The sequence below is a fragment of the Lentzea xerophila genome (genome assembly GCF_051094245.1).
Taxonomy (GTDB): domain Bacteria; phylum Actinomycetota; class Actinomycetes; order Mycobacteriales; family Pseudonocardiaceae; genus Lentzea; species Lentzea xerophila.
The window spans coordinates 5,481,925-5,508,765 of the sequence record NZ_CP194934.1 but is presented as its reverse complement, the minus strand read 5'-3'; the positions used below and the strand labels follow the sequence as shown (position 1 = coordinate 5,508,765).

General features: G+C 67.3%; 26 protein-coding genes. 14 read left to right on the top strand and 12 right to left on the bottom strand.

The window, feature by feature from the left end; all coding sequences use genetic code 11:
- Nucleotides 1-428: 428 nt before the first annotated feature.
- On the top strand, nucleotides 429-1,559 hold the full coding sequence (locus tag ACRSBM_RS26350; protein ID WP_434447055.1) for a hypothetical protein: 1,131 nt from the start codon (nucleotides 429-431) through the stop codon (nucleotides 1,557-1,559).
- 493 nt (nucleotides 1,560-2,052) lie between these two features.
- Here ACRSBM_RS26350 and ACRSBM_RS26345 read toward each other — a convergent pair whose 3' ends face one another.
- Both ACRSBM_RS26345 and ACRSBM_RS26340 read right to left on the bottom strand, forming a co-directional pair.
- The gene (locus ACRSBM_RS26345; protein ID WP_434447054.1) at nucleotides 2,053-2,445 is read right to left on the bottom strand and encodes a hypothetical protein; all 393 of its coding nucleotides are present in this window, start codon (nucleotides 2,443-2,445) and stop codon (nucleotides 2,053-2,055) included.
- A gap of 396 nt (nucleotides 2,446-2,841) precedes the next feature.
- A complete protein-coding gene (locus ACRSBM_RS26340; RefSeq protein ID WP_434447052.1) occupies nucleotides 2,842-4,065 on the bottom strand; it encodes a putative adhesin in 1,224 nt (407 codons plus the stop codon).
- Between the two features lie 1,002 nt (nucleotides 4,066-5,067).
- Here ACRSBM_RS26340 and ACRSBM_RS26335 point away from each other — a divergent pair.
- On the top strand, nucleotides 5,068-6,132 hold the full coding sequence (locus ACRSBM_RS26335) for an ABC transporter substrate-binding protein (RefSeq protein WP_434447050.1): 1,065 nt from the start codon (nucleotides 5,068-5,070) through the stop codon (nucleotides 6,130-6,132).
- Here ACRSBM_RS26335 and ACRSBM_RS26330 read toward each other — a convergent pair.
- The 6 genes from ACRSBM_RS26330 to ACRSBM_RS26305 all read right to left on the bottom strand — a co-directional run bounded on the left by ACRSBM_RS26330 (nucleotide 6,122) and on the right by ACRSBM_RS26305 (nucleotide 11,029).
- Entirely contained in the window at nucleotides 6,122-6,610 is a 489-nt protein-coding gene (locus ACRSBM_RS26330) for an allene oxide cyclase barrel-like domain-containing protein (protein WP_434447048.1), read from the bottom strand. The genes ACRSBM_RS26335 and ACRSBM_RS26330 overlap by 11 nt on opposite strands.
- A 311-nt stretch (nucleotides 6,611-6,921) precedes the next feature.
- Entirely contained in the window at nucleotides 6,922-7,626 is a 705-nt protein-coding gene (locus ACRSBM_RS26325) for a hypothetical protein (protein WP_434447046.1), read from the bottom strand.
- Nucleotides 7,627-7,636: 10 nt separating this feature from the next.
- On the bottom strand, nucleotides 7,637-8,212 hold the full coding sequence (locus tag ACRSBM_RS26320) for a hypothetical protein (protein ID WP_434447044.1): 576 nt from the start codon (nucleotides 8,210-8,212) through the stop codon (nucleotides 7,637-7,639).
- 471 nt (nucleotides 8,213-8,683) lie between these two features.
- On the bottom strand, nucleotides 8,684-8,890 hold the full coding sequence (locus tag ACRSBM_RS26315; protein WP_434447042.1) for a hypothetical protein: 207 nt from the start codon (nucleotides 8,888-8,890) through the stop codon (nucleotides 8,684-8,686).
- 419 nt (nucleotides 8,891-9,309) lie between these two features.
- Entirely contained in the window at nucleotides 9,310-10,065 is a 756-nt protein-coding gene (locus tag ACRSBM_RS26310) for a hypothetical protein (protein ID WP_434447040.1), read from the bottom strand.
- Nucleotides 10,066-10,612: 547 nt separating this feature from the next.
- Nucleotides 10,613-11,029: a MarR family winged helix-turn-helix transcriptional regulator gene (locus ACRSBM_RS26305; RefSeq protein WP_434447038.1), complete on the bottom strand. Its 417-nt coding sequence runs from the start codon at nucleotides 11,027-11,029 to the stop codon at nucleotides 10,613-10,615.
- Nucleotides 11,030-11,133: 104 nt separating this feature from the next.
- On the opposite strand from ACRSBM_RS26305, the gene ACRSBM_RS26300 reads away from it, so the two are divergent.
- The 5 genes from ACRSBM_RS26300 (at nucleotide 11,134) to ACRSBM_RS26280 (ending at nucleotide 16,367) form a co-directional block, all read left to right on the top strand.
- Nucleotides 11,134-12,048, top strand: coding sequence for an alpha/beta hydrolase (locus ACRSBM_RS26300; RefSeq protein WP_434447036.1), 915 nt, complete (start codon nucleotides 11,134-11,136; stop codon nucleotides 12,046-12,048).
- 590 nt (nucleotides 12,049-12,638) lie between these two features.
- Nucleotides 12,639-13,184 carry a sigma-70 family RNA polymerase sigma factor gene (locus ACRSBM_RS26295; RefSeq protein ID WP_434447034.1) on the top strand — a complete coding sequence of 182 codons (546 nt, stop codon included), beginning with the start codon at nucleotides 12,639-12,641 and terminating at the stop codon, nucleotides 13,182-13,184.
- Nucleotides 13,181-13,798, top strand: a complete 618-nt coding sequence (locus ACRSBM_RS26290) for a hypothetical protein (protein ID WP_434447032.1) — start codon at nucleotides 13,181-13,183, stop codon at nucleotides 13,796-13,798. Before ACRSBM_RS26295 ends, ACRSBM_RS26290 begins: the two co-directional genes overlap by 4 nt.
- A 336-nt stretch (nucleotides 13,799-14,134) precedes the next feature.
- Nucleotides 14,135-15,664 carry a beta-propeller fold lactonase family protein gene (locus ACRSBM_RS26285; RefSeq protein ID WP_434447030.1) on the top strand — a complete coding sequence of 510 codons (1,530 nt, stop codon included), beginning with the start codon at nucleotides 14,135-14,137 and terminating at the stop codon, nucleotides 15,662-15,664.
- A 58-nt stretch (nucleotides 15,665-15,722) separates the two neighbouring features.
- Nucleotides 15,723-16,367 (top strand): DUF1775 domain-containing protein, encoded by a 645-nt coding sequence (locus tag ACRSBM_RS26280; RefSeq protein ID WP_434447028.1) that lies wholly within the window; start codon nucleotides 15,723-15,725, stop codon nucleotides 16,365-16,367.
- A gap of 1,242 nt (nucleotides 16,368-17,609) precedes the next feature.
- On the opposite strand, the gene ACRSBM_RS26275 is transcribed toward ACRSBM_RS26280, so the two are convergent.
- Both ACRSBM_RS26275 and ACRSBM_RS26270 read right to left on the bottom strand, forming a co-directional pair.
- Nucleotides 17,610-18,353, bottom strand: coding sequence for a LysR family substrate-binding domain-containing protein (locus ACRSBM_RS26275; RefSeq protein WP_434447026.1), 744 nt, complete (start codon nucleotides 18,351-18,353; stop codon nucleotides 17,610-17,612).
- Nucleotides 18,350-18,526 carry a helix-turn-helix domain-containing protein gene (locus tag ACRSBM_RS26270; protein ID WP_434447024.1) on the bottom strand — a complete coding sequence of 59 codons (177 nt, stop codon included), beginning with the start codon at nucleotides 18,524-18,526 and terminating at the stop codon, nucleotides 18,350-18,352. Before ACRSBM_RS26270 ends, ACRSBM_RS26275 begins: the two co-directional genes overlap by 4 nt.
- Before the next feature lie 220 nt (nucleotides 18,527-18,746).
- Between ACRSBM_RS26270 and ACRSBM_RS26265 the strand changes: the two genes are divergently transcribed.
- From ACRSBM_RS26265 to ACRSBM_RS26240, 6 genes are all read left to right on the top strand, one after another.
- Nucleotides 18,747-19,481 carry an SDR family NAD(P)-dependent oxidoreductase gene (locus ACRSBM_RS26265; RefSeq protein WP_434447022.1) on the top strand — a complete coding sequence of 245 codons (735 nt, stop codon included), beginning with the start codon at nucleotides 18,747-18,749 and terminating at the stop codon, nucleotides 19,479-19,481.
- Between the two features lie 69 nt (nucleotides 19,482-19,550).
- Nucleotides 19,551-20,174 (top strand): NADPH-dependent F420 reductase, encoded by a 624-nt coding sequence (locus ACRSBM_RS26260; protein ID WP_434447020.1) that lies wholly within the window; start codon nucleotides 19,551-19,553, stop codon nucleotides 20,172-20,174.
- 51 nt (nucleotides 20,175-20,225) lie between these two features.
- On the top strand, nucleotides 20,226-20,453 hold the full coding sequence (locus ACRSBM_RS26255; protein WP_434447018.1) for a hypothetical protein: 228 nt from the start codon (nucleotides 20,226-20,228) through the stop codon (nucleotides 20,451-20,453).
- A 55-nt stretch (nucleotides 20,454-20,508) separates the two neighbouring features.
- On the top strand, nucleotides 20,509-22,131 hold the full coding sequence (locus ACRSBM_RS26250; RefSeq protein WP_434447017.1) for an NAD-dependent epimerase/dehydratase family protein: 1,623 nt from the start codon (nucleotides 20,509-20,511) through the stop codon (nucleotides 22,129-22,131).
- A gap of 237 nt (nucleotides 22,132-22,368) precedes the next feature.
- Nucleotides 22,369-23,322, top strand: coding sequence for a pyridoxal-phosphate dependent enzyme (locus ACRSBM_RS26245; protein WP_434447015.1), 954 nt, complete (start codon nucleotides 22,369-22,371; stop codon nucleotides 23,320-23,322).
- 114 nt (nucleotides 23,323-23,436) lie between these two features.
- Complete coding sequence (locus ACRSBM_RS26240; RefSeq protein ID WP_434447013.1) at nucleotides 23,437-24,456, top strand: Lrp/AsnC family transcriptional regulator; 1,020 nt, start codon at nucleotides 23,437-23,439, stop codon at nucleotides 24,454-24,456.
- Between the two features lie 3 nt (nucleotides 24,457-24,459).
- On the opposite strand, the gene ACRSBM_RS26235 is transcribed toward ACRSBM_RS26240, so the two are convergent.
- Nucleotides 24,460-25,176, bottom strand: a complete 717-nt coding sequence (locus ACRSBM_RS26235) for a hypothetical protein (protein ID WP_434453520.1) — start codon at nucleotides 25,174-25,176, stop codon at nucleotides 24,460-24,462.
- Between the two features lie 46 nt (nucleotides 25,177-25,222).
- Between ACRSBM_RS26235 and ACRSBM_RS26230 the strand changes: the two genes are divergently transcribed.
- Nucleotides 25,223-25,852 (top strand): TetR/AcrR family transcriptional regulator, encoded by a 630-nt coding sequence (locus ACRSBM_RS26230; RefSeq protein WP_434453223.1) that lies wholly within the window; start codon nucleotides 25,223-25,225, stop codon nucleotides 25,850-25,852.
- A gap of 6 nt (nucleotides 25,853-25,858) precedes the next feature.
- Here the strand turns inward: ACRSBM_RS26230 and ACRSBM_RS26225 are convergent, their stop codons facing one another.
- The gene (locus ACRSBM_RS26225) at nucleotides 25,859-26,713 is read right to left on the bottom strand and encodes an enoyl-CoA hydratase/isomerase family protein (protein ID WP_434447011.1); all 855 of its coding nucleotides are present in this window, start codon (nucleotides 26,711-26,713) and stop codon (nucleotides 25,859-25,861) included.
- Between the last annotated feature and the right edge of the window lie 128 nt (nucleotides 26,714-26,841).

Genomic DNA, 26,841 nt, shown 5'->3' with positions numbered 1-26,841 from the left:
TGCCGACGGCGCGGGGTGGCTCCCAGCGGTGCGCCAGAACGAGTTCCCGCAGTTTCGTCGTCCGCGTTCGTCCCATGTAAACGCTCCACCGGCCTGATCACAGCCGTGCGGATGGCGATCCCGATCCGGGACCTGGTCCAAGCCGAGCCGGACGAGCCGGAGGCCAAGGCTGATCAACGCTGACACCGAGAGAGGGCGCCGCGGCGGGCGGTGTCGGCCCGCCAAGACCGGAGGAGGACGGAAACCTCCGATGCCAGGCGCCGCGAGCGTTTGCCCTGACGTGCAATGTCGCGGGCGCGCAAATCGGTCCTGCCGTCCGTGGGCGCCGCGCTTTGGTTGCCGTTTGCTGGGATGCGGCCGGAGAGGTTCGACGACATCACGACGACAACGCCAACCGGTGCCGATCGCGTTGTGTGAAGGGAGATCAGATGACGTCCATGGGAAACCCCACCGCCGAGGACTCCACGTGCCTCATCTGCGCCGGCGAGTACGACAGCGGTGCCCATCGGCCCGTTCAGCCGGACACCACGTGCGGCACGCAGATCTGTCTGTCATGTCTGGAGAACCTGCTGCGCCATTCGTGCGTGCCGACACCGGTGCCGACGGCGGGCGACGACGAGGGCGAGTGGGGCCTGCTTCCAGCCGGGGTGAACTGCCCCTTCTGCCGGGCCGATCTGGATCGCCGACGCCTGGAGGAGCTCCAGATCGACCCCGAGTTGCTCACCCGCTCGTTCGATGCCGACCGTTCGCGCGCCTACCACCGCTACCCTGGGGAGGACTGGCAGGCGTTCGAGGACACCTCCTTCAGTTCTGTGGTGCTGGCGCTGCCGGTGCTGGACGACGGCCGGCTCTCCGCCGCGTACGGGGACAGGTGGTTCATGCCTGAGACCGGCTGCAGGGTCACCCAGCTCGTGGAGGCCTATCACGACGAGCTCCGCGAGATCAGGGTGCTGGTCGAGGATGGCGGCGAACTCACGCCCGGTCAGTCGGGTACGGCGATCGTGCGGTTTGACGGGATCACCCTCCACCTGTTCGCGATCTGTGCCGATCGCGCCGACGTGGTGAACCGGTTTCTCGCGGCCCTGCTCGCCCCCGCCGAACACTGGCAGTCGAGCCGGGCGAACCTGGACGCCATGATGGCCGCGTGCGCCGAGCTGCAAGCGGCGACGAGTGACTCCCTGCGCAGCGCGAGCGAGTTGCTCGAAGCGACGCCCTGCGTCGAGCTCGTGGTGCCGGATCTCGGCCCGGTGCAGAACGTGCTGGGACAGCAGACACAGTGGTTCGAGTTCGCTGCGACGATCACCCGGACGAACGAGACCATCGCGAGGCACTGGTCGACTCTGCAGCAACGACTCGACCACTGGTCACTGGAGGAGGCCAGGACCCTGTCGGGAGACGTGCTCGCCGCGATCGACCGGATGGAGGTCGCTCAGCTCATCTCGGTGATGGACGACCTCACCCTGATGTGCGCGATGATCCGGGAGGAGAGCGCCTACGTGCTGGGCCAGGTCGCCGCCATCCGTCACGACCTCGAACTGTCGGAGCTGAACCGGATGTGAACATCTGCGCACCCGGCCGCTGTTGTCATCGCGGAGGTTGCCCTTGCCCCCGACGTCCCGGCTGCACGGCCGGGCCCTCCACGACGTGACGGCGTAGACCGCCTCACGCAAGGACACATGCTCTCGTTGATCCGAGGGATGTGAGATCAGCGCATCCGGACCGTCGGCGAAGTACGCGAAGCGGACAGCGGCGGGAGAATTCGGTCCTATCGAGCAGATGGTCCGCTTGGCGTCCACGACCGATGCCACGTTCCCCGGAGCGACTCGGAAACGGCATGGTCGAAGCCACCACCGCGCACCGTCGTCCGCAGTGCCGCCAACCGTCGTACCGCCCAGCTCCGCGGTGCGGAGCTGCACCTGCCGGACATCTGTGCACGTAACACGACACGAAAGACATCCCGTCGACCTGTGGCGTGTCGCCCAGCAGACACAACCGCGGGTCCAGCGACAGCACTGGACCCGCGACGGCGATCCGATCGGCGTTTCCCTGTGGTCAGAAGGCGAACAGTAGTGCTTCTTCGATGGTGTGGAGCACGGCTTCCCTGCGGAGGAAATCGTCGAGGAGCATCGGGTCCTCGTTGTTAGCGGCCGCCCGTTCCAGGTGGGTGAGCCAGCGACCGATCTGCTCCCAGGTCGCCTCGGTCGATGAGATCGGTGTCGGATTCTGCAGCCGCTCCGGCTGGACCAGGTCGCTCGGATGGAGGACCTGGGGGGCCGGGATCACCTGGAAACCCTGATCGAGGTCGAACCTGCACACTCCATGGCCTTCGCAGATCATCGGCTCCCCGTGAGGACCGACCGGCGCCGCAGACGCCAACGGCGCGAGAAAGGCGGTGGCGCCGCAGACCGCGATGGTTCCGATGAGGACTTTCACGAGCTTCTTCATAGTGATCACTCCAGTTCCGCTCCTGTGCGACCGCCCAGCCGGGATGGTCGTTCCGTTCTCTCATGGACTTCACAGCTGACTCGTTGAGCGCTTACGCGGACGCGGAGAAGTAGTTGTGGGCGCCGCCCGAGGTAGCGCACCTCCGCCGTGCCGAAGTCGTACGACGCGCCGGCATCTGCGCATCGCACGCAGGGGACGACATCCGTTCACCACCTAGCACTCAGCGCCGTCCAGCCGTCGGCAGAGCTGGAACACAACGGTCATGTTCTCGGCGTGCGTGATGGTCACCGTGGGCGGACCGCCCTGGCGCGCTCGGCCGGAAGGTTGATCGCCTCCTACCGGTCGAGCTCGCCCGGTCACCGTTGAGCACGGGCAGCGGCGGCACCGTGACCAGGTTCAGCCGGGTTCTGTGCCGGGAGCGTGGAGGAACCGTGCCGCGCTACCGCTGATCTCCATCCCCGAGGAGGTCGTTCTCACCACGAGCTGGGCATCCTGCACCGGCCAGTAACTGATCGCGCGGCTGAGCGACAGCTGCCAGTGCGGGGCGTCGTCCGGAAGGTCTTCGAGCAACTCGGGTGCGAGCACGACGACGTCCGGACCGTAGGCACAGGCCAGTTCACAGTCTGTCGAGATGGTGGCCATCACCTGACTGTTGTGCTCCCGCGCCAGCCGCTGTACGTGATCGTCGGTCAGGCCGTTGGGGTACTCCGCCTGCCACGCTTCCAGCGTGTGCATCAACTCCGGCCATACCGCGGCGAGCTCCTGGTGGTCACGTGCGTCGAGCGCGCCCAGCACCGCGGCGGCGTCCTCCGGTAGCCAGATCCGTTGGTCCCATTTGTCGAACCACAGTTCGGCGTTCAGCAGTGCCGCGGTCAGGTCGGCGTGCTCCTCCAGGGACAGGCGGTCCTTGGGAGGCAGCGTGGACCTGTGCTGAAGTAGTCCGAACTCGCCCCTCGACGCAAGCACCTCACGCGCGATACGTGCCGTGTACCACGACCACATGTCGCCGTCGGTCAGCATGAACGCTCTGGTTCCGTCCGGCCACGACTCCCACAGTTCTTCCCGCTGATCCGGACTGAGCCGCGCGAACTTGTCCACCTCCGCTGACAGGAACGCGAAGAGCGTGTCCTCCTCCTCGACCGCGAGCTCGTTCGCAAGCCTCCATTGCGTGGGCGCGACAGCAGAGCCCAGCGGAGTGAGGCAACTGAGTACGTGCAGCTCCGAGGCGGCGCCCAGCAGGTCGAGCCAGCCGCCGCAGCTGTGCCGCATGTCTTCCGCGCAGTCCTGGGGCCGGCCGCACAACGGCAATCCGTTTGCGGGGACCGAATAACCGCTGTCACCCACGAAGACAGCGCGGACACCGTGAGGGACCGCATTCCTCGCGACCCTGATCTCCTCGGCGCTCCACGCCGTGAGCAGCACGTTGGGACAGTGGCCGGTCGAAGGCGCCGACCACAGCGAACCCTCCAACCCGCTGGTGGCCAAGGTCGCTTGGACGACCGTGAACGGCAGCGAATGCCCCGGTGGAGCGTAGAAGTGCACGCTCATGCCAGGAGGGACGGACACAGGACCCTCAGCGAGCATCGTGCCATGTCCGACCAAGAACCACTTTCCGCTCATCTGCACACCCCGTACATCGCAGTCAGAGCCCTCCCAGTCCAATGTGGAAGGAGGAGCTCGTCTGGCAGCGCCCACCTGCCCAGGTTCTCGTTGCTACGCTCGTCTGGTCGGCGGACGACTCGTCGGCCACGAATGTCTTCTGTCTGGCCGCGGCTTGGTCACACGCCTTGACCGCGGATGTGGATGGTGTGTCACGAGGATCGGCGGAGCCGAGTGGTACGCGGACCGTCGCGCACTCTGTGTGCCGGCCGTCGCGGTTCCAGTGGTTGGCGCCAGAGATCGCAGCCAGCCCAAATGTCTTGGTGGACGCACGACTCTTCTCCCACGAACCCGGCATTGTCGAACTCCACCTCCAGTCTCTTGGCGGTTGGGCAGTACCGAGAAGGTTCTCCCCGCTGAACACCATCAACGTCATACCCCCTATCGTCCTGTCGCAACGAGACCTTCGGCCCTCAAGGGCAGCCGCACGGGCAGCAGTTCGTCCCGCGTCGACGTGCTCCGTCCACTCAGGACTCCAGGCGACTGTGACGCTCTCGTGCTCGATGGCAGTCGAGCGAAATGTCCTGGTAGCGTTCAAGTACGTGACTGGCGACGAAACCCCACGGACTGCGCAGGCCACCTTGGCCGCCCCGCGGATCCAGGACGGCGTCGTAGGACCGCCCACGGGCCCTGACGCTTGAAGATCTTTACAAGCAACATCACGACGACCCCGCCGCGCCCGCCACAGGTGGGCACCGTTCGTTTGCGCCAGTGCCGGCTGTCGTGTCGATGGGTGTCGGACTGAACGAGGCGCTGCCGCTCGGTGGTCATGCTGCTTGTCAAGTGCAAGCTGCACCGAAGCTTCTGGATGATCACGTTGGCGGGCTTCATGTCCTCGATGTCGAGGGTGGTGCTGATTCCGGCCCGCGCTCCAACCTGTTGATCACGTCCTCTCGGGACCTTCTCGGTAACCAAGGAGGGGTTCGCCCAATCGTGGTGCACGGTCGTCGATACCGTGCGACGGTGTTACGACCGCTGATCGGGATCGTCCTCGCGGCGACCGGAAGGCTCGCTCCGCTGGGCGTCCCACTGGACTTCGTCGCCCGCGCCCTGCCGTGGCCCGTCGACGTGCTGGTGCGTGACAGCGCGTCCACCGCCGAGGGGGCTCGTGCCGCCGCGTTGTCGCTGGCTGACGCGGGCGTCAGCGCTGTGGTGACGCTGGGCGGCACGGAGACGTTGCCCGCGGTCGCGCGTGCCTGCACCGAACGCGAGGTGCCCTGCGTGTCCACGACACTGCCGTGGCAGGTGTTCACCGCCGAGGTGTTCGACGCCGGCCACCGGCCCGGATGGGCGTTCCACTTCAGCTGGGGCCTGGACGACATCGCGACCGCGTTCGCCGACCTGTGGGACCACCTGGGCCCGGCCCGCACCGTCGGTTGCCTGTGGAACGACGGCACGCAGGGCCGGGCCCTGCGGCGCTGGTTCCGGCCGGTCGCCGAATCGCGCGGGCACCGGCTGACAGACCTGCCTTACCGGGAGCACAGCGGTGAGCTGCCCGACCTGGCAGGCGTGGAGGTGGTGACGTCGGCCGCGACCGCGAGCGATCTCGTGGCAGCCGTCGACAGGGTCCGGCCGCGGTTGGTCACCTGCTCTCGCTGGCTGACCTACCCGTTCAGCGTGGCCCGGCACGGCCTCGACCGGGTAGCCACGATCGTGTACTGGACACCGCGGCACGCCCATCAGGGCACGCTGGACCGCACGCCCCACGACTTGGCCGCGGACTATGAGGCGGCGACCGGCGCGCCGTGGCTGCAACCGCTCGGGGTGGCCCACGCCCTGATGGAGGTGGTCTGCCACGCGGTGACCATTTCGGACTCCCGCGCGGACGTCGCACGGGTGCTGGCCGGCACCCGCCTGCCGACCCTGGCCGGTGTGCTCGACTGGAGCGCCGGTCCTACCCCGGGCGTGGCGACGATCCCGCTGGCCGGTGGGCAGTGGCGCACCGGAGCCCGGCCGGAACTGGTGGTCGTGGACAACCGCCGCGTTCCGGCCGTGCCGGTCGGCGGGGAACTGCTGCTCAGTCCGTGATCGTGAAGGTGAACCTGTAGGTCACGTCCTGCCTGTCCGTCGGGTTCAAGCGGGTGGCTTTGCCCTCGCCGCGGGCGTTGGCGTACGCGCCGGTGCCACCGGTGATCGCCAGGTTCGCGTCACCGAAGCCGGTGGCGATCGACTTGTAGGTGCGCATCCCGGACAGGTGCAGCTCACCGTCGGTCAGGCGGAAGACGGACGTGCAGTGCGCCGTCACCTCCGGTGGTATCGCCAACGACACTGCGACCACGCCGCAGTGGGAGAACCCGTCGCCGACCTTGGCGCGGCCCTGGCCGTCCAGCAGCTCACCGCCGGCGACGAACCCTCCGCCCACCGCGATGTTCGCGGGCGCCGACATCAGCCCCCGTTTGGCAGTCACCTCCACCGTGCTGGCCCTGTCCTGCTGACGGGCGACATGGTCGGCGCCCACGAGAGCCCCTGCGAGCGCGACCACCGCGAGCCACGGCTGAACCGACATCACACACACCTCCGCGTCAGATACGAATCGTGCCTCCGACGCTATTTCCCCGATGCTGTAGCGGTCATCGACCGAAAGCGTAGCCACCGACGAAGGACGGACCGTCCACTTGGGCACGTTCCGTGCGGCACCAGAGCCGAGGCTCCCGGCAAACCACAGTGACATCGGCGACGGGCTCGGTCGGGTTCACCCGCACGGACCGCACAGCAGATCCACTGTGGACTCCCGGCGGACCATGCGGTCTTCGCGGCGTGGCTGGGTGCCGGAACGCCCAGTACGATCGGCACGAGGCGGTCCGGCACTTCACACCGCTAGTCCGTCAGGTCGATCCGGGCGTGGGCACCGCAGAAACCGGTGACCCGGTCGAGGACCGTGCGCAGCACCTCGGCCGCATCGTCATCCTCGGCGCGGTCGACGCCCGCGGTCAGCTCGGCTATCAGGGCGGCGCGGCCCGTCCCGGCAGCGTTGGCGGACTTGAGCTCCGCCACGAGGTTCTCGACGTCGCCGCCGGACGCTGTGGCGTCCATCAGCGCGGCCCGTTCCTCGACGTTCACCGGCGCTCCTTCCGCAGTCACGCACGCTTGAGCGGGCGTAGCCGCGATCGTCCACAGGTTCGCGGTGGAATGCACGTAGTCGCGGTACTCCTGTAGCGGCATCTGCCCGGCAGGCGAAAGGAACCCGTGTGTCAGGTCGAGCGGGTCCGCGACGTATTGCAGCTCGTTGGGGATGAGCGCGGCCGTGTTGAGCTGCCACACCCTCAGCGCCGGCTTGTTGTTGGTTCCGTTCCACGGCGGACCCTTGGGCCGCCGGTGGGCGGGCAGGTTGCACCCGGTTCCCGGCGACACGGAAGTCCCCTGTGCGGTCCCGGCGTTGGTCGGCGAGACCCAGGGAACGTTGTTGTAGAGAAACGTCACGACGTCGTCGTCGCGGACGCCGAGCTGATCACCGACAGCGTCACCGGTCACCGGCAGGTTCGTGTTCTGGTCGAGCAGGATTCCGCGGTAGATGAGCGGCATCGTCGCCCGCCTACTTGGCGCGGTGGTTGTACGCGACGAAGCAGTAGCTCGCCACGCCGGCAGGGTTGTTCTCCACGTCGTGCGCGGCGGCTGTGACCATGTAGCAGTCGACGATCAGGCCGTCGGGGAAGTTGTAGCGCTTCGAGAACGGCGTCCACTCCAGCGACTCCTCCTTGAACCGGGAGGTGAACACCTGACCGAGGTTCTGCGACAGCTCGATCGAGTCCGACGGCGCGATGGAGTCCTTGAACACGGTCTGCAGGTACGTCGTGATGTCGGAGACTCCGTTGTTCTTGTCCCAGACGATGATGTCCTCGGCCGCGGCGATGGGCAGGTCACCGGTCGTCGGCTGCGACCGCAGACCTTCGTAGTAGTAGCCGTACTGGGATGCGAAGTTGGTTTCGCAGTATTGCCACGTGTCAGTGGTGATGATGCTGCCGTCGTCATCACCTGCTGCTGCCGCTGGAGCTGCCGCTCTCTTGTCGGCGTAGGCGGCGCCGGCGAGCAAGGCTTCCGCTGCTTTCGCAAGCGCCTCCAACGCGATCGGCGCGAGAATCTTGACGACTGTGGTCACACCTTGGCCCATGACTGACCTCCCGTTTGACGTGGCGGAGTGCCGACGTGCAAAGCCAGGAGTACGGCATCATTGAGATCCAAACAATAGTTGTAGTCGCGAACACCCGGTCGTGAACACCGAGTGGGTGAGGCTGTCACGTTCCGTGTTGCCGCCCAAGGGATTCGCGAGCGTGACGGTGACGGGCTGGCTGGTGTTCGTCACCTGAACGTGGGCCGTTGCCCCGGACTTCGACCGGCTTGTTCGGGTCAGCCGGATTGGTGGAGCGGCGACGACATTCCATTCAGTGTCCGAAGTGGATGACCGGCACCTGCTCGGAGGGCTCGGCCGCGTGGTCGTCGTAGGGGTCGATTGTTGTCGACGCCGTATCTGGACGGTGTCGTGACACCAGCGTTCCAAGCGTGCGCCGCCTGCATATCAGTTGACGCTCGGGCACCTGAGGTCGTGTGCCGCTGGCCCTTGAGGTCGAGCAGCGAGGCTGATTCAGGCGACCGGTACAGCAGCTTTCGTCTTGGGTCGCAACACCGCACTCACCACAGTCCCCAGTCCCACGACACCACCGAAGATCCAGGCCGCCGAGGTGGCATCGAGCACTGCGATCACCACGCCGGCCACGAGGAACAGGCCGAGCAACGCGCGCCGGAAAGCCTGCCACCGCGTCGGGAAGTTCTCGCGGAACGGGAAGGCCACCAGCAGTGCGCCTCCCGCAGCGACCTGGGGCTACCACGGCCTCGACTGTGCCGCTGATCGTCGCGCTGAGTGCCAGCAGCACCGCCGTAGGCACGAGGAGCACGCTGGACAGGTGCCACCAGATGTGACTGAGCCTGGGTGTTTCCGCAGCGTAGCTGACGCTCAGCATCTTGTAGTACGAGCCGTAGCCCAGCACGGCCGCGGTGAGCAGCGAGGTCCAGCTCAATGGCTGAACGGGCAGGAGCTGGGTCATCGCGACGCCGAACCCGAGCGCTGCGGCGGTGCCCCACAGCATTGCGGTGTTCACGGTCGGCGGCCTGCTTGCCGGCCGGGACGACACCAGCACCAGGCCGCCTATGCCGAGTCCGCACGCCCACCAGCTGTCGCTCACAGCGCTGCGAGCATGGTGGCCAGCCCGGTCAGGCCGATGATTCGGTGCGGCAGCACTTGGGCGTTCGATGCGGGCTCGGGGCTGATCTGTGCCCGGCGATCGATCCACAGGTCGCTGGTCGGGTCGCTGAGGTTCTGCCGTGACCGGCGTGACGCCTCCCGTTTGGCCTCGCGCTCGGTTCACGCGCTTCCCGCTGCTCGGCTTTCTCGCGTTGCTTCGCAGCTTTCGCGTGCTGGCGTTCGGCTTCGGCGGCCCGCTCCAGTGCGCGGACCCGCTCGTACTCCGCTTCCCGTTCGTGGAGCGGTTGGGCCGGTGCCTCAGCCGATGGACGTTCGTCGCTCCAGGCGAACGGCACGTACAACGTGATCGCGAGTGTCACGATCGCGGTCAGCGCCCCCTGGGACAGGCCGGGAATGCCCACCGGAGAGGCCCACGTCCACCCAAGCCGTGCGCCGAGTAGTTGCAGCACTGCAGCGACCACGAGCAACGGCACGGTGACGAACGCCAGCACGTTCAGGAACGCATCCCGCGTCGTCATCGTCTGCTCGGACGAGATGCGGCGCCAGACGGCGAGGGCCAGAGCGACCGCGCCGAGCATCCCCGGGATGCCCGCGCGCCACAGCGCCGTGATCCCGACCGACTCCTTCTGCGCCTCGAGCATGGTCTCGTAGTCGACGGCATAGCGGCGGCCGGAGAAGTCCACGCACACCTCGTTCGGGTGCACCGCCTCACCGCCGCAGGTCGGTGGCCCGTCGAAGGTGAGACCTGCTGCGGGCGTTCGCACGCGACGAGACCACGCCAGAGGAGGCACAGGAGGCCCTGGGCCGGGGGCGGCGCGCGTTGCTGATTGTGCTCGCGCTGCACTGCGTGGTCGCCCTGACGTTCCTGCTCACCGTCCTTCTGCCACGCCGGCTGGAGAACGACACCAACCTGGAAGCACTCGCCAAGTTCATGCTCGTGCTCACGTACTTGTCATTTCCGCCCTGCTGGCTGTTGCTGGTGGCGTTGTCCGCGATCGCGGTGGTGCATCTGCGGCGCGGTCGGCGACGAGACGTTCTTGCTCGCCGATACCGCCGCGTGCTGGCGGTGGTACTCCTCGCCCCTTTCGTCATCCAAACCCTGCCGGTCATCCCGCTCATCACCAAGCCGGCGGTTTGGGTGGTGGCAGTTGTGGCGTGCGTTCCGACGACCGTCTACGCGCTCGGACTGGCGCATTGCATGCAACGGTTCCGCCGCGTTCCCGTCTCCCTTCTGCTGGTCGCGTTCGGCTGGGGAGCGTTCATCGCCACCGGTTTCGGCGGAACGATGAACACCTGGTGGAGCGGGGAGAGCTATTGCGCAGGCTCGAGCAGGGCCAGGAGGATCCGCTGCAGCTCGGTCCGATCGCGAGGCGCGATCCTCGCTAGTCTGCGGTCGAACTCGGTCGCGAGCGCTGCCAGTGCGCGGTCCCGCGCCGCCTCGCCCTCGGCGGTCAGCGCGAGCCGGTGCCGGCGCAGGTCCGCGTCGTCGATCTCGCGTCGCATGAACCCCTTTGCGACGAGGCTGCGTACGTAGACCGTCACGCTCGCCTTGGGGATCATCAGCGTCGTCGCCAGCTCGGCGGGGTACGGCGACGCGGCCACCTCGGCGAGCACGAAGAACTCCTTCGTCTCGAGTCCGAGTGCGGCCAGCTCGGCGCTGCAGGCGTCCATCACGACGGTCAGCAGACGATGGTTCAGCGTCCACAGCTGGGCGGCGTCAGCCGACATGCAAGCCCCTCCGAGTGGTACAGTTTGGAACTAGTTCAGTCTTGTACTAATGAACGGTTTGTACTGGCTGGCTCTCGAACAACATACGCGAGAGGTGCCATCGGATGCTCCGACACATCACGATCCCGCGCGGGCCGATCGAGCTCGTGGCCGACCTTCACCTGCCCGACGACATCGATGCGTCCGTGCCGCTCCGCGCGGTGGTGCTCTCCACGCCCGGCAGCAGCGTGAAGGAGCAGATCGGCGCGAACTACGCGTCCCGGCTCGCCGCCCGGGGCATCGCGGCGCTGGTGTTCGACCCCGCCTACCAGGGGCGAAGTGGTGGCGAGCCTCGTGACCTCGAGGACCCGTACCGCCGGGGTGAGGACATCTCCTACGCGATCGACGCGCTCAGCACGATCCCCGGCATCGACCCGGAGCGCATCGGCGTCCTCGGCATCTGCGCCGGCGGCGGCTACGCGGTGCACACCGCCCGCACGGACCACCGCATCAGGGCGGTCGGCACGGTCGTTGCGAGCAACATCGGCTCGGCGTTCCGCAGCTTCCAGCCGGAGGGCCCGGTGACCGCGCTCGACGCCTTGGCCGGCGCGCGCGCTGAGGAAACCCGCGCCGGTGAGCTGAGCCGCGTGAACTGGCTGCCCGACACCTTGGATGATGCGGTCGCGGCCGGGCTGACCGATATCGACACGACCCAGGCGATCACGTTCTACCGCACGGAACGGGGCAGGAACGAACACTCGACGAACCGCCGCCTTTCCCGTAGCGACTCGTTGCTCCTGGGTTACGATGCGTTTCACCTGGTGGATCAGCTGATGACGCAGCCGCTGCAGGTCATTCTGGCGGGACGCATCGGCAACACCGGCTCCTACGAGAACGGCATGCAGCTCTGGAAACTGGCACCCAACCCGGTCGATCTCATGGTGATCGAGGGCGCCGGTCACTACGAGATGTACGACGAACCCGAGTACGTCGACGCTGCCGTCGATCGACTCGCTGACTTCTACTCGGACAACCTGTAGGCGATCACGACGAGCATCGCCTTCCAAGTACCGAGTGCGGACTGGGAGTCCGATCTGGAACGCTACTGCCGCCACGCGGTCGCTGTCGTTGGAGCACCACGTGCCCACCGTGACCGGTGCACCGTGGCTCGAGGCGCTCGACCCCGAAGTGGTGAGCGCCGGACTTGACCCGACCACCGGGTTCCGCTCGTTGCCCTACCACGGATCTCGACACGACGGATGGGAGCTGGAGCTCCGGGCGCGTCCTCGCCACGCACCAGCGACGCCATATCGACCTCTCATCGCTCTCCACGAACGAGGTGAGGCAACGGTGGTGCGCAACATCCACATCCTCGGTCGCGCGCTCGATCGGTAAGCCGGGCGCACGGACAGCCTGTGCTCGGCGAGGATCCGGTCGGTGACCCGACCGAAGAAGGTGCCAAGGCCGTGGGTGACCAGCCAGCCGATGCCCACGGCAGTCACCGCCCTCGCCTGATCGACGTACGGATGCTCCACCCTGTGGTGAGGAGCACAGTGGAGGTCAGTGTCCATTTCAACACTTCGCGGCCGGCGTGCGTAACCCCGGCATACGAAGAGACGAGGTGTGCGCGGTGTGGGTACGACGGTCCAAGGACGGCGCCGTCCTCGCCGAGTCCATTCGCAGCGAGGGCGACGTCCGGCAGGCGTACGCGCGGTATGGCGGGCAGCTGTTCGGCTTCGCCTTCAACGCGCTTGACGACCGCCACCTGGCCGAGGACGTGGTGCAGGAGACGTTCGTGCGGGCCTGGCGCGCGAGCGGGCGTTTCGACCCCGAACACGGCAGTCTGCGGACGTGGTTGTTCGGTATCACGCGAAATCTCGTGATCGACGCGACGCGGCGGCGCGCGAGCCGTCCCGTGCCCACCGACGCGGAGTCGACGCAGCGAACGGACGACCCTTTCGATCGCCTGTTGGTGGGGATCCAGCTCGACGAGGCGATGCACAAACTCAGCGATCCCCATCGTGACATCGTCCTGGCCGTACACGTGGAAGGCCGCACCTGTGCCGACTACGCTGCCGAACACGCCATTCCGGCATCCACCGCGAGGAGCAGGCTCTATTACGGCATCCGTGCGCTCCGTTTGATCCTGGAGGAGAACGGGGGACTCGTGCGATGAACGAACGCTGCCTGCAGGCCCGCGGTGAGGCCGCGGAGCTGGTGATGCTCGGGCGTCCGCTGACCGCCGAGCTGTCCTTCCACATCGCCTCCTGCTCGGAGTGCGCGCGAGCGGTCACCGAGATCAGGGAGGTCGTGGCGACCTTCGCCTATGCCGAGGGTCACCGGCCACCGGCCCCCTCTCCGGAGCTCGGCACCCGGATCGACGCCGAACTGAAGGCCGTGAGGGGAACACGGAGGGCCCGGCGGCTCGTGCTCGCCGCGGCCGCCCTGGTGCTGGTGATGGCCGGGGCGGTGGGAAGTGTCGTGATGGTGTCCGGCTCCTCGCCGGGTCAGCAGATCGCACTGGAGCGCGACGGTCTGATGGTGTCGCAGCCATGGGGCACCGAGGTGCCGATCATGCTCAATGGTCTGCGGCACGGTGAGACCTACCACCTGGTGACGGTCGGGCCCGAGGGGCGGAGCGTGTCTGCGGGCAGCGTGCGCGCCGAAGGTCCGGGGCCTATCCGGGCGTACATGGTCACGGCGATGACTCGTGATTCCATCACCGCGCTCCTGGTGCGCGACGCGGACGGTCGTCAGGTCGCGCGGTTGCCGGTGGCTCCGAAGGGCTGAGCGCACTTCCCGATGGCACGACCAGGCTGACGCATCGCGACACTTCGGCGGCTTGGTGTCCCGGTTGTCCAACGAAGAGCCGAGCGCGTTCGAACAGCGCGAGCACTGAGTGTGGCGTGGGCCACACGTTCTCCTTTGGACACTGCCTCCCCCTGGGTGCGTATCCCTCGCGTCAACGCGCATGGTGAACAACCGGCCGGGAACACGGCAATGTCGCTTTCGTGGCCGGAGTGCGCCCAATTCTCCCGTGATGGAGGATCTTTCGTGCTTTCTTCTCGGCATGTGGCAGGTGTGGCCGCTGGTTTCCTGTGTCTGGGTGCCGCGACCTTCGGGGCGGTGGCCTTCGCCAAGGTCGAGCCGATGCAGGCCGCCGGCCCGTCGACGACCGCCGCCACAACGGACAGCGGTAAGCAGGCTCCCATTCCCATTTCGGGTCGAGATCGCGTCTACACCGCCGACCAGACCTCGAACACGGTGACGGTGATCGATCCGTCCACGAACAGCACCCTGGGTACGATCGCCCTCGGCGCCCAGCGGCTGGGTGCCGCCCTCAGCCCGCAGTACCTGGACAACACAGGCGTGCACGGGCTGGCCTACACCCGCGATCACAAGCGGCTCGGCGTCGTCAGCGTCACCAGCAACACCGTGACCGTGATCGACACCGCCACCAACAAGGTGCTCAACCAGACCGACGTCGGCCGTGCCGCGCACGAAGGCACTTTCACCGCGGACGGCAAGGAGTTCTGGGTGGCCAACCGTGGCCGTGACACGGTCACGATCTCCGACGCCGAGCGCGGCGGCGTGCTCGCCAACCTGCCGGTGGGGGCGGGGCCGTCGAAGGTGCTGCTGAGCCCGGACGGCAAGCTCGCCTACGTCAACCACATCAAGCTGGCCGAGATCACCGTAATCAACGTCGCGTCACGCAAGGTCGTCGACCGCATCACCGGTCTCGGCAGCACCTTCTCCTCAGATCAGGCCATCTCGCCGGACGGCAAGGAACTGTGGGCGTCGCACAAGGCTTTCGGCAAGATCAGTGTGGTCGACCTGGTCGACCGCAGGGTCACCACGGTGCTCAGCACGGGGCCGGACACCAACCACCCCGCGTTCGCCGACACCGCAAAGGGCTCGTTCGCGTACTTGACCGTCGGTGGGCTCGACAAGACCGTCGTGTATCGCCGCACCGCGAGCGGCGTCCCCGAGGTGGTCACCGAGATCCGCAACAACGGGCACGCGCCGCACGGCGTCTGGGCCAGTGGTGACAGCACCAGGGTGTACGTCGGTCTGGAGAAGTCCGACAAGGTCGACGTCATCGACACCGCCACCAACAAGGTGACCGCCACCATCGGAGTGGGCCAGGAGCCGCAGGCCCTGGTCTACGTTCCGGACGCGGCTCCCGCGGGATCGGCGCCGGGCCTCGGCAAGCAGGGACTTGGTGGCACTCCCCGGAACGTGGACACCGTTCTTCCCGACGGCAGGCCGGGCGACCCCATGCGCCCCGAGAACAAGGGCCGGGTCCTGGAGGCCACCGTCAGGAGGGTCAGTGGGCTCGACATGATCCAGATGCAGGCTCGTGACCTGGAGCCGTCCAACACCTATCAGGCGTTCTCCGTGGATCGCTGGGGACACCGGACCCCGATCGTCTCGTTCACCACCGACGCCTCGGGTTCCGCGCCCCAGGTGCTGGCGTTCGCCGACTTCCGCGGGCAGCGCATCGCGATCGAGTCGCAGGGCAAGGCGACCCAGCAGACCCTCGCGCTGGCGACGAGCAAGTCCTCGCACCACGGCTCGGGTGGCGGCGCCGGCGGTTCCGATGTTCCTGACGGTCGCGTCGACACGGCAGACCTCCTCTACTGCGACTGCTGCTGAGGGTGACATGAAGACCAGGGAACTCTCTGCTCGGACCGGGGCCCGTGCGGCGACAACCGTGCTGGGCGCGCTCGTCGCCACGATGCTGGCGTTGGCGGGCACGGCATCCGCGCACGTCAAGGTCTTCTCTGACGGTGCGGTAGCGGGGCAGGCGGCGATCCTCAAGTTCCGTGTTCCTTCGGAACTGGCGTCGGTCACCACGGTCCGTGTGGACGTCGCCTTGCCGAAAGACGTCGTCGCCACGTCGTTTCCGACGGTCGGGGGATGGACGCACACGCAGAACCAGAGTGGCCAGGACAACGTCACCCATGTCGTCTGGACGGCGGAAGCGGGCAAGGAGATCAAGCCCGACGAAAGCCGGTACTTCGAGCTGGGGGTGGGACCCCTGCCCGCGAAGCCCAGCCTGAGCTTCGACGTGGTCCAAACCTATTCGGACGGGACCGTGGTGAAGTGGAACGAACCGGAGACCGGCGCCAAGGAGCCGGAGTTCCCTGCCGCCGTACTCGTTCTGGATGCGGCAGCGGCTGCCGCGGAGAAGCAGGCCCAGGCCGCGCAGCCGTCGGCGGGGGCGTCAGGGCCTGAGGTTGCCGGCGCGGCAGCGGGCGGCAACGCGTGGTTGACCTGGGTGCTGAGTGGTGTGGCCGCTGTCGCCGTTCTCACCGCACTGGGCGTGATACTGCGAACCCGCCGCAAAGCGAGCTGAGGAGATCAAACAGCGCTCGTGAGTGGTGGCGACGGTTTCTGGCCGTCGTCACCACTCGCCGTTTGTCATGGAGTCGTTCGGTCAGTACCCGCGGCTCCCGCTCGAAGAGGGTGTCGGCGTCCAGAAGGCTGGTCTGCTCAAGGTACTCGGCCGCCACACGCTCTTTCCGGCTGGCGCCGCAGTGCTGCTTGTCGGGCTGGCCGGTGAGGTGGCCGGCCGGATCTATTTCGGCGGTACGTCGGAAGCGGCGGACCATGCGGACACGTACCTCGGGTTCAGGAAGGGTCGGGGCAGGCGCGCTAGCCACCGAAAGACCATCCCTCGAGCGATGGAGACTGATCGGTTACGCAGTCCTCTGCCGGGTTGCGGAATGCGGTGCGGTTGTCGCTTCGCGGGTCTCCGCGTACGACGCGGTGTTCGTAGAGACTTGCTCCGGCCGTGCGGCGCCAGGGCCGCTACTGTAACCAAGTCGAGCGTTACAAAATGTGTCTCTATTGGCAACCATGCGCCGTTGCGGCATTCGGTCGTAGGAGTGCTCACTCGGTGTGTCCGACCGGTCGAGTCAGCTGAGCCTCCTGGGCAAGTCGTGCATCGAGTGCCGCCGGTGCACGCTGGCAACTCCGCTCCGGATCCTGAAGGCGGCACTCAATAGGAGACATGATTCGTTTCGGCCGACCAGTTGACAATCACATGTTTGCGCGGCACCTTGTGTCGAGATTCCTGACGCACGGTCGGGTGTCGCAGCCTCGAGAGATGGCCGCACGGGCATGAACACCGGGCAGGCGGCGACTCGCCGAAGCGACGTAGGGCACCTCGCGGGCGATGCCGATGGTGGTGCGCACCCTGCTGGTTCAGTCCTGCACTTTCGCCGGAGACGATGTACCGACCTCACGGCAGGGAGTTGAAGATCGCGCAACGGCGCCCAACTGCACTGAACGGCATGGGGTGTCAAGGGTTCGGGTGCTCGGTGGCTCCGAGAAGGAGTGGATCTTCGCGCCTGCCGCCAATGGCGGTCAACGTACTTGATCAATCATCGACTGCGTCCAACTGTGCGGAATGTCGTGTTTTCCGCAGGTCGGATGATCGTGAACTCGTAGCTGGGGGCAAGGGGGGTAACAGGTTCGAATCGTGTCGTCCCGACGGTTTGAACCGGCCCGCTGACTTTGGGTGGAAGCCCAGGTCAGCGGGCTTTCTCGCTTGCGGGTACTGGAGGTCGGATCCGGTTGTTGTCAGCCGAACTGCTCAACCGCGCTTTGCAGCGGTGTCGGCCGCACGCTGCCACATTTCGTAATTACCGCATTCTGCCGTGATCTCGGCCGTCGCCTGAGCCGCGGCGAAGAAGTCGTCGGCCAGCGGTGAGGTGCGCGACGCCGCCATTGCGACGAATATCTGGTCGGGCGCCAGGTCCGGGACGGGCACGTAGCTGATGTCCGGACGTGAGAAGAACACGGTCTCCGAACGCCCCACGAACGAGATGCCACGGCCGGCCGCGACGTGCTCGAGCTTCTCCTCCACCCCGCGCACCCGGAGCCCGGAGGCGGGGTGCGGGCGCCTGGTGGGCTGCGTGCTCGCGTCGGCGTGCCAGATCAGCGGCTCACCGGCCAGCTCGGCCTCGATGACCTCATCCTTGCCGGCCAGCCGGTGATCGGCGGGCAGCACCACCATGAGGGGCTCGGTGTAGAGCGGAGTCAGGCGCAGGCCGGCCTCGTCGATGGGCAACCGCACATAGCCGACGTCGACGCGGCCGTCGACCAGCATCGGGGCCTGGTCGTCCCATTCCATTCGCTGCACGTCCACGACCACGTCCGGATGCCGGGCCTCGAACACTCGCGTCGCCGGGATGACCGGGATGCCGGCCCGGAAGCCGACCACCAGCCGCCGGCCGGCGCGTCCTGCCACGGACACCCGGCGCCGGACCGCGTGCGCGGAGGCGAGCAGCGGACCGGCGTCGTCCAGCAGTTGCCGGCCCGCGACAGTCAGTGTCACTCCGTGGCTGTCCCTGGTGAACAGGGGGCACCGAGATCCTGTTCGAGCGCGCGGATCTGCCGGCTGAGCGCCGGCTGCGCGATGTGCAGCTCATCGGCGGCGCGGCCGAAGTGCAGCCTGTCGGCGACGGCGACGGCGACGAAGTAGCGCAGCTTACGCAGATCCAGATCCATGGGGCCTCCCGGTCCGGCAATGCCTCGAAGGTATCACCACGGCTGAAACAGGTCTTGGATGTCCGCTCAGGCCGATGGCATCGTTCGTGAGGCCGAGAGAACTCGGTAAAAGAATTCCGGATCGGTATTTTAGAGCAGAGCCCAAAACCGGGATGAGCACATCAAGAACTGGGCCTCTTCCGTTCCTGTTTCCGAAACCCATCAATTCAAAGGTGCGACCGTGGGAAAGCTCGATGGCAAGGTAGCGGTGATCACCGGTGGATCCACCGGCATGGCACTGGCCGGTGCCAAGCTGTTCGTCGAGGAAGGAGCGCACGTCTTCATCCAGGCCCGGCGGCAGGAAGCGCTGGACGACGCCGTCAAGCTGATCGGCCGCAATGTCACCGCTGTCCAGGGTGACGCGTCCGATCTGGATGACCTGGACCGCTTGTACGACACCGTGAAGCGGGAGAAGGGCTCGATCGACGTGCTGTGGGCCAGCGCCGGGATGGGCGAACCCGCCGTCCTCGGCGAGATCACCGAGGAGCAGTTCCACCGCGCCTTCTGCCTCAACGCGCGCGGCACCCTGTTCACCGTGCAGAAGGCACTGCCACTGATCAACGACAACGGCTCGATCCTCATGACCGGATCCAACGCCTCCCTCGGCGCCTTCCCCGGCTGGAGCCTCTACGCGGGAAGCAAAGCCGTCCAGCAGGCCTGGACCCGCGTCTGGCTCAACGAACTGCGCGACCGCAAGATCCGGGTCAACGTCCTGACCCCCGGCCAGGTCGCCACCGCCAAACAGGAAGAACTGTTCGACGAGGCGACCAAAGCCGCATTCGAGTCCCTCATCCCCCGCGGAACGATGGGCCGTCCCGAAGAGATCGCCACCGTCGCCTTGTTCCTCGCCTCCGACGACTCCAGTTACGTCAACGGCCTGGAACTGGTCGCCGACGGCGGCACGACCGCCATCTGAACCACACACGAACGAGTCAGTGCGGCGCCTGAAGAACAGGCCCCTCGGGAACAGAAAGAGGCACAGCTCTTGAGCAGCATCACCTTCATCGGTGCGGGGAACATGGCCCGCACGATCGGCACGCTCGCGGTAGCGGGCGGCAATACCGTCGAGATCATGGCACGCGATCAGTCCAAGGCCGATGCCCTGGCCGGGATTCTGGGCGGCGGCACCACGGCAGGTAAGTGGGGCGCCGTCCCGGCCGGGGACATCGTCATCACGGCCATGTTGTACGCCGGTGTCGTTTCGACCGTTGCCGAGTACGGAGACGCCCTCGCGGGCAAGATCATCGTCGACATCAGCAACCCCTTCAACGCCACGTTCGACGGACTGGCCCACAGCGGGCCGACATCGATCGCGCAGGAGGTCGCCGAGATCGCCCCGGCCGGCGCCAGCGTGTTCAAGGCCTTCAACACCATCTTCCGTGACGTCCTGGCGGAGGGCCGGCCCGACGTCTTCCTCGCCGGCGACAACCCGCGGGCCAAGGCGGACGTGGCGGCGTTCATCGAGAGCCTCGGACTGCGCCCGCTGGACGTCGGCGGCCTGAAGATGGCGCACTGGCTGGAAGGAGCGGGTGTGCTGACGGTAGGCCTCGCAAACAACGGAGTCGGCCACGGGAACTTCGCCCTGGGCGTCAACGAATTCAAGGGCTGACCCCTGGGGCTGAGCAGTCGCGAGCAGAGCGCTGTGCGCTCGGGCGGATTGGTGGATCACCGACTCGCGGATGTCGGAAATCAACAGTGGCGAAAAATTTCGCCTGAGGAGGCTCACCTCGAGCCGGGCACGTCCGCCGACTCGGTCGCGGACCGGTTGCGGCGGTACGCCGAGTCCGGTGTCGATGAGGCGTACTTCGATGCCTTCGCGATGTTCACCAGCCTCGACCACCTGCTCGACTTCGCCCGCCGGGTGATCGAGCGCACCGGCCGGTTGTGACCCCCGAAGCGACGGCCACCTGAGGAACGACCACCCAAGGAAGAGAGCACTCACCATGAGCAGCATCAGCTTCATCGGCCTCGGGGGCATGGCCCACGCCATCGCCGCACGCGCGGTCGCGGGCGGCAACTCCGTCGAACTCGTCGGCCGCGACCGGGCCAAGGCCGAGGGCCTGGCCGCCGAACTCGGTGCCGGGGCCACGGCGGGGACCTTCGGCACGGTCCCGGTGGGCGACATCGTCGTCCTCGCCGTGCCGTACGCCGGCGCTGTGCCGGTCGTCGTCCGGTACGGCGACGCACTGGCCGGCAAGATCATCATCGACATCTCCAACACCTTCAACGCCGACGCCACCGGGCTGCTCACTCCTGAGGGCACGTCCGGTGCGCAGGAGGTCGCCAAGGCGGCTCCGGCGAGCGCGCACGTCGTGAAGGCGTTCAACACCGTCTTCGGCCACGTCCTGGTCCAGGAGCGTCCGCTGGACGTGTTCTTCGCCGGAGATGACGCGGGCGCCAAGGCGAGCGTGTCGGTGTTCATCGAGAGCCTCGGACTGCGTCCCCTCGACGTCGGCGGCCTCGAGATGGCTCGCTGGCTGGAAGGGGGTCGGGCCGCTGCTGATGGGCCTGGCCCGCCACGGCGCGGGAACCTTCGACGTCGCCCTCGGCGTCGACTTCCCCGCCTGAGCGCACCCCGCACCACCAGTCCTTCCGCCGCATCACTCACAGGGAGCAGTCGCGTGCGCGTCTTCGTCACTGGCGGGACCGGCCATGCCGGTTCGTACATCATTCCCGACCTCGTCGCCGCCGGACACGAGGTCACCGGTCTGGCCCGGTCGGACACAGCCGCGGCGGCGCTCTCCGCGCTCGGCGCGAAGGTCCGCCGCGGCGACCTCCAGGACCTTGACGGACTCAAGGAGGCGGCGGCCGGCTCGGACGGCGTCATCCACGTCGCGCACAGGCAAGACCTGCTTCCGTCCGGCGGGATCGACGCCGTGGCCGCCGCGGAGATCCCGATCGTGCTCGCGTACGGCGAGGCGCTCGCGGGAACCGGGAAGCCGTTGGTCGCGGCGGGGAGCATCGGCTCGCCCGGGACCGGGCGGGACCTGGGCCGGCCGGCCACCGAGGAGGACCCGGCCCTTCCCGTCGGTGATGAGCACAAGGGCACCCTGCGGGCTCGTAACGTCGTGGAGACCGCCGTCATCGACCTCGCCGGGCGGGGAGTGCGGTCCTCGGTCGTGCGCATTGCCAATATCGCGCACAGCACGACCGATCGTGCCGGCTTCCTCCCCGCGCTGATCGCCCTGGCGAAGGAGAAGGGCTTCGCCGGTTACCCCGGAGACGGCGCGAACCTGTGGAACGCCGTGCACGTCCGCGATGGGGCCGCCTTGTTCCGCATGGCGCTGGAGAAGGGCCCTGCCGGCAACTACCGGCACGCGGTTCAGGACGGAGGCATTCCGTTCCGCGAGATCGCCGAGGCCATCGGCGGCCGCCTGGGTCTGCCCGCCGTGAGCGTGCCCCTGGACGAACTGATGCTGCCGGGATATTTCGGGTTCCTCACGAACGTAGCCACGCGGAGCTACCCGGCGTCCAACCTCATCACCCGCCGGACCCTCAGCTGGGAACCCGGCCGGCCCAGCCTCCTCGCCGATCTGGACAACGGCCACTACTTCCCCGCCGGCTGACCGGCAGGGATCCCAACGCGAATCAGTCCGGCACATGACCGGGACAGTCGGCCGCAAGGGCAGTGCTGCCTGCGAAGCCACCCGACACCAAGCAGTCGATCAGGTAGCGTGATCACACCTCATCGACCTTGTCCGTCAGAACGGGGCGACCCCACTTTTCGTGCACGGAGATGGTGCTTCGATGACGGATTGGTGCAGTGCGCGGGGTGGTGCTGCACTGACTTCTAGGGTCTGGGCATGAATGTCGACATCGACGTGCGATCGGCCGCCGCCCGGCTCGCCGGCGTCGCGCACCGCACTCCCGTGCTCCGGTCGAGCACCTTGGACGATCTGGTCGGCGCGGAGGTGTTCCTCAAGTGCGAGAACTTCCAGCGTGGTGGGGCGTTCAAGTTCCGGGGTGCTTTCAACGCGGCGTCGCGGTTGCCGCCCGAGAGCGTGAAAAGGGGCCTGCTGACCCACTCCTCGGGCAACCACGGCCAGGCCGTCGCCCTGGCAGCCCGTGAGCTGGGTGTGCCCGCCGTCGTGCTCATGCCGCACGACGCACCCCGTTCCAAGGTGGCTGCGACGGTCGGCTACGGGGCCGAGGTGATCAGATTCGACCGCTACGGCGACGACCGCGAGCTTCTGGCCGCGACGGTGGCCGCCGACCGGGACATGACCCTCATCCCGCCCTACGACCACCCGGACGTGATCGCGGGACAGGGCACCACCGCCCTCGAACTCTTCGAGGAGGTCGGCGAGCTCGGCCTCCTGGTGGTGCCTGTCGGGGGAGGAGGCCTGATTGCGGGTTGCGCGCTCGCTGCCGCGGACCGCCGGGCCGGCGGCACGCGCGTCGTGGGCGTCGAGCCGGCGGCCGGCGACGACACGAAGCGGTCTCTCGAAGCGGGACACCGCGTCGCCATCGAGGTGCCGCGGACGATCGCGGACGGGCAAGCCGCGGCGACGCCCGGTGAGCTCACCTTCTCCATCAACCGGCGTCTCGTCGACGGCGTGGTCGTGGTCACGGACGACCAGATCCGCGAAGCCATGCGGTTCGCCTTCGAACGCCTCAAGCTCGTCCTCGAGCCCAGCGGGGCGAGTGCGCTGGCGGCGCTCATCTCGTCCGCTGTCCACCCGTTGCCCGCCCGCGTCGGGCTCGTCCTCTCGGGCGGGAACGTCGACGTGAGCCGGTTCGGCGAACTCTCCGGGTGAGCGGAGGCGTCGCCGGCGGACGGGCCGGTCGGCGCCAGCGGCACTCCGGACGCGATACCGTGCACGAATTCCTCCGGAAGCACGTCCTGGCCGCACGAAAGGATGCTTCGGTCCGTGAAAGACGCGGAGTTCGACGAACTCGACATCGCGATCGTGGACGCGGTGAGGTCGGCGCCGCGCGTGAGCTGGCGTGACCTGGCGCCCGTCATGGGGGTCAACGCGGCGACGATCAGCAGGCGCTGGTCGCGCATGCAGGCGGCGGGCGTCGTCTGGGTGACCGCTCATCCCGCGGGCAACGCGACTCCGGCCTGTGCCCTGGTGGAGATCAACTGCGCTCCCGGCGAGGCGGGGGCCGTCGCCGAAGCACTCGCCGACGACGTGGAGGCGGCCACCGTGAAACTGACCTCCGGTGCCCGCGACCTGCAGGTGCTGGTGCAGGTGCCGGAGCTCGCCGCGCTGTCCGGCTACCTGTCCGACCGCATCGGCCGCACACCGGGGGTCGAGAGAGTGCGCGGGTACATTACGACCCGGTCGGCCTTCGAAGCCAGCAGGTGGCGAGAAGGTGCACTCGATCCCGAACAGCAGCGCCAACTCCGCACGTACGGCACGGCGCGCGGCGAGCACGACGGCGTGCTGGAACCGGCCGATCACCGGTTGTTGCGCGCGTTGACCCTCGACGGCCGGATGTCACTCGAGCGGCTGAGCGAATATGTGGGCCTGGGTGCCGTGACCGTCCGGCGCCGCCTGGCGAGGCTGGAGAGCGCCGGACTGGTCATCTTCCGGTGCGACACCTCGCAGCATCTGTCCGGTCGGGCGGTCGCCGTGACCTACTACGGCTCCATTGACGCGCACGAACTGGACGCCGCGGAAGGGCGGCTTCGTGGGCTTCCCGGTGTGCGGGCGTGCAGCATCGTCGCCGGGCCGCACAACGTCGTCATCGACGCGTGGCTCCACTCCACGGCGGAAGTGCACGAGCTGGAAAGCAAGATGAGCCACGCGTTGCCGGCCCTGCGGATCAGGGACCGGTCGGTCGTCCTGCGGCTGGTCAAGCTGCTCGGCCGGATCCTCGACGCCGAGGGCCGCTCGGTGCGATCGGTTCCGCTGCTCCACGACGACGCGGACGTTCCCTCGTGAGGATCAGGGCCGGGACGCCGCGCCGATCGCCGTGACCCACGCCAGGACCCGGTCGTCGTGGCCGGTGAAGTTGCGGCGCCGGACGACGCCGTCGACGTCGATGTGCCGGGAGCCGGTGAGGCCGAACTGGCCGAGCAGTTCGATCAGGAGCGGCCGGACGAGCGACGGCAAGCTCGCCGAACCGCTCTCAGCGAGGGAGATCCTCGCTCCGCAGGGGCGCACGGAGTGAACGCGGGTGCCCACTGGGTGAAAACCCTGGGGCCCGCGGTTCCAGATCTCGTGCGGAACGCTGTTCGTCGCGGTGCTTTCTCCGAGGCTCACCTCGATCGACAGTTCTCCACGGCAACCCAGGTGTTCGGCATACGCGGATGCCAACCGCACCGCGGCGATCGAGATCCAGGCGACCGCGCCCTCGCCGATCGCCAGGACGGTTTCGCCGTCAGCCGGATTTCGCCGCAATCCACCCACCGGTAGCCGAAGAACGGACGAGCCGTCCGTGTGCGCCTCCAGCGCGTACCGGATATCGGGTCCGTCCGAGGAGAAAACGAACAGCCCAGGCGCGGTCCGAGGCTCCTCCGCGCCGATCGGAATGGGAGCGGGCCAGGTCGAGACATGATTTCGCACCCATGCCGCAAGTGCTTCACCGGACAGCCGGTGTGAGTCGGTCATCGGTGCCGATGGCGTTGCCTTGACCGTGATCCAGGTCTGGCCGGTGGTCATGGTTCGAAGAACTCCTTGTGAAAGGCCGCGCCGTTATAGTGAGCTCGTGCCGAGAGTCGACGCCAGTACGCAGACACCGGGGCGCAGGCAGCGGTCCGAGGGCAAAAGGGCCGCGATTCTCGACGCGGCGGAGATCTTGTTCGTCGAAGGGGGCTACGACGCCGTCAGCGTGGAGGAGATCGCGGCCCATGCCCAGGTGTCCAAGCGAACTGTGTACGACCACTTCGGGGACAAAGAAGAAATCTTCTCGAGGGTGCTGGAGCGCGTGAGTGACGCGTTGACCGATGCCGTGCGTGCGGCGATCGACGAAGAGCTGGCCGGGAGGTCCGGTCTTCGGGATGAACTCGTCAGTTTCGGCAGCCGCATCGCCGGTCAGACCCTGAAGTCCTCCCGGTATGCGAGGTTCAGGGTGCTGGATTCCCGTCGTGGGGCGCGCCCCGGGTTACCGGAGTCCAAGCGCGATCTCGCCGAACGGATGCTCTCGGAACGCTTCGCCGATTTCGCCGGAACAGGACGGATTCACGCCGCCGATCCGGCAGTTGCCGCTCGCCACTTCACGGCTTTGACGATCGGTCTGGTCCTGGAGGACCTGGTTCGAGGAAGAACGGCCGGCTCGCCGGAGCTCCAGAAGGTCGTTTCCGACGGAGTGGACGTCTTCCTGCGGGCCTACGGCTAGAACGGGTCAGAACATCTTCCTGGCCTCGGAGTCGGCGACCAGTTCGGGATTCGGTACGACGGACTTGCTGGCCACATTGGCGAGCATCTGGTGCGCCATGTGGAAGCCGAAGTCCTCGGCGACCGTCTTCTTCCAGTGCCGCGACAGGATGTTGTGGGTGGCCCACCTGGTGTACCGCGGGCGCTTCATGATGAACCGCGCCAGGTCCCAGGCACGACCGAGGAGCTCCTCACGCGGCAGGACGTCGTTGATGATGCCCCACTCGAGCGCCGTGTCGGCCGGAATCGACTTCGCCGCGTAGATGTAGTACGCCGCGCGCTTGGGGCCGATCAGTGACTGCAGCGCCATCGCCTGGCCGTCTCCGGGAGGCGATCCCAGCCAGAAGTGGGGGTCCATGAAGTCGGCGTCCGGCGCGGCGAACGTGACGTCGCTCATCGTTGCGAACTCCGTGTGCACACCGGGCCCGTTCACGGCGGCGATCGTGGGGACGTCGATGCTGTTGACGAAACTCTCGATCAGCTTCCAGCCGTCGTACATCCGCTGCTGGATGTGATCGGGTTCCAGGTCGGAGGCCGGCTTGGGGTTCATGCCGCGGGGATCTCCGGTCATCCACCTGTCGCCGGTGCCGGTGATGATCAGCACCTGGTTCTCGGGGTCGTTGCCGACCTCCTGCCAGAAACGCGGCCACGCGTTGTGGGCGGCGTGCGTGTGGGCGTACGGGCCCCCGTCGGTGTGCAGCCGGATTTCGAGGATGCCGTCCTCGCGCTTCAACTGGAAGAAATCCGCATAGGTGGCCGAGTACTCCTCGAGGCCGCGGGGTGCCAGGTAGCCGTTCCAGTGATCGGCCGGGTTGAACGTCATGGTCGTGCCTCCAGGTGATCTCGGGTGAGGCCACCAAAACTACACGTCTCAGTGTGGTTTTCAACTTGGAAGTTAGTAGTGTGGATTTCATGCGCGAAGACCCTCTGCATTGCCTGATTCATGCACTC

What these genes read in the sequence shown, in the direction of transcription:
- ACRSBM_RS26350 (WP_434447055.1), top strand. Translation starts at nt 429, where the DNA reads ATGACGTCCATGGGAAACCCCACCGCCGAGGACTCCACGTGCCTCATC.
- ACRSBM_RS26345 (WP_434447054.1), bottom strand. Translation starts at nt 2,445, where the DNA reads ATGAAGAAGCTCGTGAAAGTCCTCATCGGAACCATCGCGGTCTGCGGC.
- ACRSBM_RS26340 (WP_434447052.1), bottom strand. Translation starts at nt 4,065, where the DNA reads ATGAGCGGAAAGTGGTTCTTGGTCGGACATGGCACGATGCTCGCTGAG.
- ACRSBM_RS26330 (WP_434447048.1), bottom strand. Translation starts at nt 6,610, where the DNA reads ATGTCGGTTCAGCCGTGGCTCGCGGTGGTCGCGCTCGCAGGGGCTCTC.
- ACRSBM_RS26325 (WP_434447046.1), bottom strand. Translation starts at nt 7,626, where the DNA reads ATGCCGCTCATCTACCGCGGAATCCTGCTCGACCAGAACACGAACCTG.
- ACRSBM_RS26320 (WP_434447044.1), bottom strand. Translation starts at nt 8,212, where the DNA reads ATGGGCCAAGGTGTGACCACAGTCGTCAAGATTCTCGCGCCGATCGCG.
- ACRSBM_RS26305 (WP_434447038.1), bottom strand. Translation starts at nt 11,029, where the DNA reads ATGTCGGCTGACGCCGCCCAGCTGTGGACGCTGAACCATCGTCTGCTG.
- ACRSBM_RS26300 (WP_434447036.1), top strand. Translation starts at nt 11,134, where the DNA reads ATGCTCCGACACATCACGATCCCGCGCGGGCCGATCGAGCTCGTGGCC.
- ACRSBM_RS26290 (WP_434447032.1), top strand. Translation starts at nt 13,181, where the DNA reads ATGAACGAACGCTGCCTGCAGGCCCGCGGTGAGGCCGCGGAGCTGGTG.
- ACRSBM_RS26270 (WP_434447024.1), bottom strand. Translation starts at nt 18,526, where the DNA reads ATGGATCTGGATCTGCGTAAGCTGCGCTACTTCGTCGCCGTCGCCGTC.
- ACRSBM_RS26250 (WP_434447017.1), top strand. Translation starts at nt 20,509, where the DNA reads ATGAGCAGCATCAGCTTCATCGGCCTCGGGGGCATGGCCCACGCCATC.
- ACRSBM_RS26245 (WP_434447015.1), top strand. Translation starts at nt 22,369, where the DNA reads ATGAATGTCGACATCGACGTGCGATCGGCCGCCGCCCGGCTCGCCGGC.
- ACRSBM_RS26235 (WP_434453520.1), bottom strand. Translation starts at nt 25,176, where the DNA reads ATGACCACCGGCCAGACCTGGATCACGGTCAAGGCAACGCCATCGGCA.
- ACRSBM_RS26225 (WP_434447011.1), bottom strand. Translation starts at nt 26,713, where the DNA reads ATGACGTTCAACCCGGCCGATCACTGGAACGGCTACCTGGCACCCCGC.